Raw genomic sequence first — 3,075 nt, 5'->3', positions numbered from 1 at the left:
TTAAAAATTAAATGGATAAATTTTTGCATTCACAAAAACGCTCAACTAGGTTCTTCACGTCTCACCGGCCACCTCGACCGGTCAGTCATAAACCGTGAAATTCTCTAGGAGATCGACCATGCAAGCACTGGAAAAAGACTTGGATACCGAACTGCAACTGGACGAATGGTTTGAAGCGCCAACCCATGAGGCCGCCGTGGAAATGATGCAAGCCGACGCGGTGGTTCCGTTCGGCACGGCGATGTGGCCTCTGTAAGACATCCCGGGCAGGCACGGTCCGGCCGGTCGTGCCTGCCGCTTCATTCCCCGGTCAGTCAGGGAGGATTCATGGACAAGCCCCGCGCCATCTCGCATTTCCTTTACTACCTCGAACATCACCCTGCCCTCGCCGGCCTCGACTCGGCGAAGGTCATGCTCGGCCATACCGCCGACTACGAAGCCCTGACCGGCGCCATTGCCGAACAGGCCGGCGAGCATCCGCGCTTCCAGTTCAGCGCCCGGCGCCTGGATCTGGAAAGCACCACAGCGCTGTCCGAGGCAATTGCCGATAGCGATCTGTACATTTTCTTCTACGACTCTTCCACCCTGCCCAACCCGCGCCCAGACGGCCCGGAGTTCGTCCGCGCGCTGCAAGCGGTGATGGCCGAGAACTGGAAGAAGTCGCTGCTGTTCAAGGATTACGGCGATTATTTCTACGACACTTTCAGCATCACCCCGCAACGCATCGCCGGGCTCAACAGTCACCTGATCCAGCGCATGTCCCAAGCGACCACGCTGAGTTTCAAGGATGACCACGGCTCATGGTTCGAAACGCCGATGAGCAGCATCAAGAAGTGGACCGACATCAATGGCGTCGGCAACTTCGACCTCGCCCCCGGCGAAATCGCCACCCACAGCGAAGCTATCAACGGCCATGTGAAGTTCAAGGGCACCTTCCTCAGCACCATCCCGTTCGCGCGCAAGTACGGCGTGCTGGAATCGCCGCTGGAATTGTGGATCGAGAACTCGACCATCAGCCGCATCGCCACCGACGTGCCGGGGCTGGAGCATGATTTCAACAAGTACCTGGATGCCAACCCATCGAACCGACGGATTGAGGAGTTGGGGATTGGCACCAATGAAGGCGTCAAGGATCTGTATGCGCGCAATGCCGGGTTCGAGGAGCGGCACTGTGGGCTGCATCTCGGACTGGGCGGTGGCGCCAAGGGCAGTCATCACCTGGATCTGATCTTTTCTGGCGGGGTGTTGGCGCTGGATGACAAGCCGGTGTTTGATGGGCGGTTTGTGTTTTAGGCGACTGACGCCTTCGCGAGCAGGCTCGCTCCCACAGGGGATTTATGTAAGCCGCAGATGATCGTTCCCACGCTCCGCGTGGGAATGCAGCCCGGGACGCTCCGCGTCCCTTCCAAAGCCGAACGCGGAGCGTCCGTTGATGCATTCCCACGCAGAGCGTGGGAACGATCGCTGGGCGCCAGACGAAAAAAACGCCAACCTCAAGGGTTGGCGTTTTTGCTTCAACTTGCAGCTTGCAGCTAGTAACTCACAGCTGCCTTATTCCGGTTTCTTGCGTCCGAACCCCGGGCGCTGACCGGAACCGGCCGGTGCGCCGCGACGCTTGCCCGAGGGCTTGTCGCCGTCGACCAGTTTGATCCCCGGACGCTTCGGCGCCGGTTTGGCCGGGCGCTTGTTGCTGGTGTCGGCTGGACGATCCGCCACTGGCGTACCGCGACCGGCCGGTGCACGACCTTCGCCACGCTCAGTACGGCCATTAGCCGGACGCGGTGCGCGCTCGCCGTCACGGGCGACTGGCTTGCGACCCGGACGCTCGCCTTCGATCTGCGGCTCACGGCTCGGGCGCGGTGCGGTGGGTGCGCCAGCGGCTGGACGCAGGGTACGCACGCGCTCGGTCTTGGCCATTGGCCGCGACGATTTGCGCTGCATGCGTTCGAGCTTGTCCTTGCTCTTGGCATTCAGCTGCGGCATTGCCACCGGGGTCAGGCCGACTTCGGCGCTGAGCACGTCGACTTCGTACTGGCTCATTTCGCGCCAGCGGCCCATCGGCAGGTCGGAGTTGAGGAACACCGGACCGAAACGCACACGCTTCAGACGGCTGACCACCAGACCCTGCGATTCCCACAGACGGCGCACTTCACGGTTGCGCCCTTCCATGACCACGCAGTGGTACCAATGGTTGAAGCCTTCACCGCCCGGCGCCTGTTGAATGTCGGTGAAACGCGCCGGGCCGTCTTCCAGCACCACGCCGGCCTTGAGGCGTTCGATCATCTCGTCATCGACTTCACCGCGTACACGCACGGCGTACTCGCGGTCCATCTCGTAGGACGGGTGCATCAGACGGTTGGCCAGCTCACCGTCAGTGGTGAACATCAGCAGACCGGTGGTGTTGATGTCGAGACGGCCGATGTTGATCCAGCGGCCTTCTTTCGGACGCGGCAGCTTGTCGAACACGGTCGGACGGCCTTCCGGGTCGTCACGGGTGCAGATTTCGCCGTCAGGCTTGTTGTACATGATCACGCGGCGCACCGATTCGGCGGCCTCTTCGCGTTTGATCACCTTGCCATCGATGGTAATGGCGTCGTGCATGTCGACGCGCAGGCCGAGGGTGGCGTCTTTGCCATTGACCTTGATCCGGCCCTGGCTGATCCAGGATTCCACGTCACGGCGCGAGCCGACGCCGATACGGGCGAGGACCTTCTGCAGCTTTTCGCCTGCTGGGCCGATTTCCTGGTCGTCTTTCTGATTGATGTCACTCATCTGGGCACCTCCCGGTGTGGTCTGTTCAGGCGGCGCCTGAAGTATTGAAAACTGGGTCCAGGCCGAAGGGATCGGCGAAGGGTCGCGAATCATACGCGGATGTGCGCCGTCGCGCATCAGAGACTAGCTGATCGATTGCCGGTTATTTCTTTTTCCGCCGACCGGCACCACCGAGTTTGATCAGGCGAAGCGCGGCTTCGGCCAGCACGGTGCGCTTGTCGTCCTTGTCGAGCTTCTTCCAGGCCTTGATCTCGCGCTTGCTGCGACCGCAACCGAGGCAGATGTCTTCGGAGAATTTGCAGA

At 61.2% G+C, this 3,075-nt stretch carries 4 protein-coding genes; 2 read left to right on the top strand and 2 right to left on the bottom strand.

Features of this window, described 5'->3' with window-relative positions:
* Positions 1-118: 118 nt before the first annotated feature.
* Complete coding sequence (locus F8N49_RS27990; protein ID WP_003222780.1) at positions 119-256, top strand: hypothetical protein; 138 nt, start codon at positions 119-121, stop codon at positions 254-256.
* A 71-nt stretch (positions 257-327) separates the two neighbouring features.
* A complete protein-coding gene (locus F8N49_RS26875) occupies positions 328-1,293 on the top strand; it encodes a leucyl aminopeptidase (protein WP_071171406.1) in 966 nt (321 codons plus the stop codon).
* A gap of 258 nt (positions 1,294-1,551) precedes the next feature.
* On the opposite strand, the gene rluB is transcribed toward F8N49_RS26875, so the two are convergent.
* Positions 1,552-2,772, bottom strand: coding sequence for a 23S rRNA pseudouridine(2605) synthase RluB (gene rluB, locus F8N49_RS26870; protein ID WP_073472826.1), 1,221 nt, complete (start codon positions 2,770-2,772; stop codon positions 1,552-1,554).
* Positions 2,773-2,914: 142 nt separating this feature from the next.
* On the bottom strand, positions 2,915-3,075 hold a 161-nt coding region (locus F8N49_RS26865), incomplete at its 5' end, for a DUF1289 domain-containing protein (RefSeq protein ID WP_151553246.1).

This window comes from Pseudomonas sp. GXM4 (assembly GCF_008923895.1).
GTDB lineage: Bacteria > Pseudomonadota > Gammaproteobacteria > Pseudomonadales > Pseudomonadaceae > Aquipseudomonas > Aquipseudomonas atacamensis.
This window is presented reverse-complemented; position numbering and strand designations above follow the sequence as displayed.

Excerpts from the sequence above, each read along its gene's own strand:
- F8N49_RS27990 (WP_003222780.1), top strand. The coding sequence starts at position 119 with ATGCAAGCACTGGAAAAAGACTTGGATACCGAACTGCAACTGGACGAA.
- F8N49_RS26875 (WP_071171406.1), top strand. The coding sequence starts at position 328 with ATGGACAAGCCCCGCGCCATCTCGCATTTCCTTTACTACCTCGAACAT.
- rluB (WP_073472826.1), bottom strand. The coding sequence starts at position 2,772 with ATGAGTGACATCAATCAGAAAGACGACCAGGAAATCGGCCCAGCAGGC.